General features: G+C 71.1%; 5 protein-coding genes. 3 read left to right on the top strand and 2 right to left on the bottom strand.

Annotated features, from left to right (window positions below):
• Nucleotides 1–857, bottom strand: an 857-nt coding sequence (locus tag KBX39_RS23255; protein WP_210872496.1) for an MFS transporter, incomplete at its 3' end; no start/stop codon positions are given.
• A 150-nt stretch (nt 858–1,007) separates the two neighbouring features.
• On the opposite strand from KBX39_RS23255, the gene KBX39_RS23250 reads away from it, so the two are divergent.
• Entirely contained in the window at nt 1,008–1,775 is a 768-nt protein-coding gene (locus KBX39_RS23250) for a phosphoglyceromutase (RefSeq protein ID WP_043328063.1), read from the top strand.
• Between the two features lie 104 nt (nt 1,776–1,879).
• On the opposite strand, the gene phoU is transcribed toward KBX39_RS23250, so the two are convergent.
• Nucleotides 1,880–2,524: a phosphate signaling complex protein PhoU gene (phoU, locus tag KBX39_RS23245; protein WP_064446849.1), complete on the bottom strand. Its 645-nt coding sequence runs from the start codon at nt 2,522–2,524 to the stop codon at nt 1,880–1,882.
• A gap of 199 nt (nt 2,525–2,723) precedes the next feature.
• Between phoU and KBX39_RS23240 the strand changes: the two genes are divergently transcribed.
• Together KBX39_RS23240 and KBX39_RS23235 are read left to right on the top strand one after the other, a co-directional pair.
• Entirely contained in the window at nt 2,724–4,016 is a 1,293-nt protein-coding gene (locus tag KBX39_RS23240; RefSeq protein WP_043328065.1) for a cell wall metabolism sensor histidine kinase WalK, read from the top strand.
• A gap of 21 nt (nt 4,017–4,037) precedes the next feature.
• Complete coding sequence (locus KBX39_RS23235) at nt 4,038–4,721, top strand: response regulator transcription factor (RefSeq protein ID WP_030504594.1); 684 nt, start codon at nt 4,038–4,040, stop codon at nt 4,719–4,721.
• The last annotated feature ends 109 nt before the right edge of the window (nt 4,722–4,830 follow it).

Raw genomic sequence — 4,830 nt, 5'->3', positions numbered from 1 at the left:
TGTGAGCGGCTGCGGCCCTTGATGAGCCGGGGTACGAAGAGCTGGCCGACCACGATGAGCACGCCGTTGAGCGCGATCACCGAGCCGTACGTGGCGGGGCTGAGCCCGGAGTCGCCCATGGCGATCGGCAGCATCGAGATGTGCTGGAGGAACACCAGCGCGGCGAGCAGGTTGAGCGCGACGAAGCCGAGGAACACCCGGTCGGCGAGGATGGTGCGCAGCGCGCCGGCCTGCGCCGGCATCCCCTTGACCGGGAGCGTGGTGACCGGGCCGCGGGTCTCGCCGACCTTGGCGAAGATGATCAGCGCGGTCACGAGTGTGGTGGTCGCGTTCACCAGGAACAGCAGCAGGTAGCTGCCCTGGGCGGCGAAGCCGGCGAGCACGGCGGCGCAGGCGAAACCGAGGTTGATGGCCCAGTAGTTCAGCGAGAAGGCGCGCAGCCGGTCCTTGTCCGGCACCACGTCGACCATCATCGCGCCGAAGGCCGGGCGGGCCGCCTCGGCGAACGCGCCGAGCAGCAGCGCGCCCACGGCGACCGCCCAGAGCGGCCGGGCGAGGCCCAGCGCGATCATCATGCCCGCCGCGCCGACGTGCGCGACGAGCAGCGTGGGCCGCCGTCCCCAGCGGTCGGTCAGGGTGCCGCCGATGGTGGTGCCGACCGCGCCGCCGGCGCCCCAGAGACCGATCACCAGACCGGCCTGGGCGGCGGAGAAGCCGCGTTCCTGGGTCAGGTAGATGGCCAGGAAGATCAGGACGAACGAGCCGAGCCGGTTGATCAGCGTGCCGGCCCAGAGGTACCAGAACGTCCGTGGCAGGCCACCCGCCGTGTCCTGGAACCAGCCTCGTACCGTCCGCATCCCGACGCCCCCGTGTGGTAATGACCGATCTGTTTAGAACGCCTTACAACCTAGTGCCGGGCCGGAGCCGTGGTCATCAGGTTTTCCACGTGGTGGTCGTCACGACCGGTCGGCGCGTGTCCGTCGCGCCGGTACGGCAGGATGATCGGCATGACTGCGAGCGAGGGGCCCACCGTCGGGACGCTGGTCCTGCTGCGGCACGGCGAGAGCGACTGGAACGCCAAGAACCTCTTCACCGGCTGGGTCGACGTCGACCTGACCGCCAAGGGAGAGACCGAGGCGCGGCGCGGCGGCGAGCTGCTCCGCGAGCACGACCTGCTGCCGGACGTGGTGCACACGAGCCTGCTGCGCCGGGCCATCCGCACCGCCGAGCTGGCGCTGAACGCCGCCGACCGGCACTGGATCGCGGTGCGCCGGTCGTGGCGGCTCAACGAGCGCCACTACGGCGCCCTGCAGGGCAAGAACAAGAAGCAGACCCTCGATGAGTACGGCGAGGAGCAGTTCATGCTCTGGCGCCGGTCGTACGACACGCCGCCGCCGCCGATCGACGACGCGGACGAGTGGTCGCAGGTCGGCGACCCCCGGTACGCGCTGCTGCCGACCGAGCTGATGCCGCGCACCGAGTGCCTGAAGGACGTCGTCGACCGGATGCTGCCCTACTGGTACGACTCGATCGTGCCGGACATCCTGGCCGGCCGGACGGTGCTGGTGGCCGCGCACGGCAACTCGCTGCGCGCCCTGGTCAAGCACCTCGACCAGATCTCCGACGAGGCGATCGCCAAGCTGAACATCCCCACCGGCATCCCGCTGCGCTACGACCTGGACGCCGACCTGCGTCCCCAGGTGCTCGGCGGCACGTACCTGGACCCGGACGCGGCGAAGGACGCTGCCGCCGCGGTAGCCAACCAGGGCCGCTGAGCTTGGTGTAAGGAAGGGCCCCTTTTTAACGTCTGCGGTAGAGAAAGGGCCCCTTATTAACGCTCGCTGTTAATAAGGGGCCCTTCCTTGCGTGCGGGCCGGGGTCAGGCGGACGTCGAACCGGTGATCAGGTAGACCACGTGTTCGCCCGCGTTCACCGCGTGGTCGGCGAAACGCTCGTAGAAGCGGCCCAGCAGCGTCGCGTCGATCGCCGTCTCCACCCCGTACGGCCAGTCGTCGCCGAGCAGCACACCGAACAGGCTCCTGTGCAGGTCGTCCATCGCGTCGTCGTCGCCGTCCAGCTCGGCGGCCACGTCGGCGTCCGGCTTGGCCAGCACGGCGCCGATCTTCTCGGCCATCCGGTCGGCGATCCCGGCCATGTCGGTGAAGACCGGCCGCAGCTCCGCCGGGACGGCCGGGGACGGGTGCCGGCGCAGCGCCGTCTTGGCCACGTGGTCGGCCAGGTCGCCCATCCGTTCCAGATCGGCTGCCACGTGCAGCGCGGTGATCATGGCACGCAGGTCGGAGGCGACCGGCGCCTGCCGGGCCAGCAGGTCGCAGACCCGCTCCTCCACGTGCCGGTACAGCTCGTCGATCTCGGCGTCCCGCGCGATCACCGTCTCGGCGGCCGTCCGGTCGGCGGTCAGCAGACCCTTCGTGGCCTGCCGCATGGCCGCGCGTACCGCCTCGGCCATGTCCACCAGCAACTGGCTGACAATCTGCAGGTCGGCCCGGAACTCGTCGCGCATCGTCACTTCCTGGGGTCGGTGCCGCGACCCCGAGGGGTACGGCGGGAGCAGGTGCGCGCCCCACGCTAGGCCGAACGGTCGGCACCAGGATGAACGTGGGTGAACGACGCGGGGCCCGCAGGTGAACTTTGCCGGAAGCGAGAGTGGTTCGTCCCTTTGTGCCCGATCCCTGGGTTAACAATGACCCTACGATCGCCGGGTGGAATGGGCGGTGGCGGTCGCGGTGGCCGTGGCGCTGGTGACCGGGCTGGTCGCCGGGGCGACGCTGTCCGGACCGGTTGAGCAGTGGCGGCGCCGGCGGGCGTCGCGGGGCGGCGGGACCACCCGTCGTGACGCAGGGAGGCCGACGATTCCGGACGACCAGCAGGGGGGCCTATCCGGGCTCGGACGCAAGACGATCGACTCGCTACGTGCCGGCGTGGTGGTGCTCGGCCCGGACGACGTGCCCGTCCTCGTCAACCCGGCCGCCCGGGCGATGGGTCTGCTGCGTACCGGGGCGACACCCGGCTCGATCGCGGCGCACCCGTTGATCCGTACCCTCGCCGGGCAGGTCCGCCGCACGGGCGTGCGGCGCGAGATCGAGCTGGACCTGCCCCGGGGCCGCGACGGCGGTGGCGACAACCCGCTCGGCGTGCACCTGCGGGCGATGGGACTGGGCTCCGGCTACGTCTCGATCGAGGCGGTCGACGTCACCGAGTCGCACCGTCTCGCCCGGGTACGCCGGGACTTCGTGGCTAACGTCAGCCACGAGCTGAAGACACCCATCGGCGCGCTGCAACTGCTCGCCGAAGCGCTCGTCGACGCCACCGAACCGGCCTCCGACGGCGCGCCCGACCTGTCCGAGGACCTGGTCGCCGCGCGGCGGTTCGCCGAGCGGATCCAGCACGAGTCGACCCGGCTCGGCCGCCTCGTGCAGGAGCTGCTGGAACTGACCCGCCTCCAGGGCGCCGAGCCGCAACCCGCGCCCGAGCCGGTCTCGGTGGACTGGGTGCTCGCCGAGGTCGTCGACCGCACCCGCACCGCGGCCGCCGCCCGCCGGGTGGAGATCGCCGTCGGCGGGCAGCGGGGCCTGACCGTGTACGGCAGCGACAGCCAACTCGCCACCGCGGTGGCGAACCTGGTGGAGAACGCGATCACCTACTCCGGCGAGGACACCACGGTCCGGGTGACGGTCACCGGAACCGACGAACACGTCGAGATCGCCGTGGCCGACCAGGGCATCGGCATCGCCCCGAACGACGTGGACCGGATCTTCGAGCGGTTCTACCGCGCCGACCAGGCCCGCTCCCGCGCGACCGGCGGCACCGGCCTGGGACTGGCCATCGTCAAGCACATCGCCAGCAACCATGGCGGCCGGGTGGACGTGTCGAGCACTCTTGGTGGGGGGTCGACGTTCACCCTCCGGTTGCCCGCCCGCCCCCCGGACGACCTGGAGACGACACTCGCCTCCGCTGGGATCGAGGCCGGCCCGGCCGAGCTCCGGCAGGTCTGACCACAGGAAAGGAAACACCCGTTGAGCCGCGTACTGGTGGTCGAGGACGAGGAGTCGTTTTCCGACGCCCTGTCCTACATGCTCCGCAAGGAGGGTTTCGAGGTCTCCGTCGCCGCGACGGGCACCGACGCCCTCACCGAGTTCGACCGGACCGGCGCCGACATCGTGCTGCTCGACCTGATGCTGCCGGAGATGTCGGGCACCGAGGTGTGCCGGCAGCTCCGCCAGCGCTCGCACGTGCCGATCATCATGGTCACCGCGCGGGACAGCGAGATCGACAAGGTGGTCGGCCTGGAGATCGGCGCCGACGACTACGTGACGAAGCCGTACTCGCCGCGTGAACTGGTCGCCCGCATCCGGGCGGTGCTGCGCCGGCAGAGCGCCGAGTCGAACGAGACGGGCGCGCCGACGCTCGCCGCCGGCCCGGTCCGGATGGACATCGAACGGCACGTGGTGACGGTCGGCGGCGCCGGGGTGCAGCTTCCGCTCAAGGAGTTCGAGCTGCTGGAGCTGCTGCTGCGCAACGCCGGGCGGGTGCTCACCCGCGGGCAGTTGATCGACCGGGTCTGGGGCGCCGACTACGTGGGCGACACCAAGACGCTGGACGTGCACGTGAAGCGGCTGCGCTCCAAGATCGAGCCGGAGCCGTCCGCGCCGCGCTACATCGTCACGGTCCGAGGCCTGGGCTACAAGTTCGAGCCCTGACCAACCCCCGTCCCCGCCCCGTCCCCTGGTCCCCCGTCCACGCCGTCCACCCGTCCACACCCCCCCGTCGATCTTGGAGTTGTGGTGCCCAGGATGCCCGGTTTGGCGC

Source organism: Micromonospora sp. D75 (assembly GCF_018070405.1).
In the GTDB taxonomy this organism is placed as follows: Bacteria; Actinomycetota; Actinomycetes; order Mycobacteriales; family Micromonosporaceae; genus Micromonospora; species Micromonospora chalcea.
The sequence above is the reverse complement of the archived record's forward strand: the minus strand, read 5'-3'. Positions and strand labels throughout refer to the sequence as shown.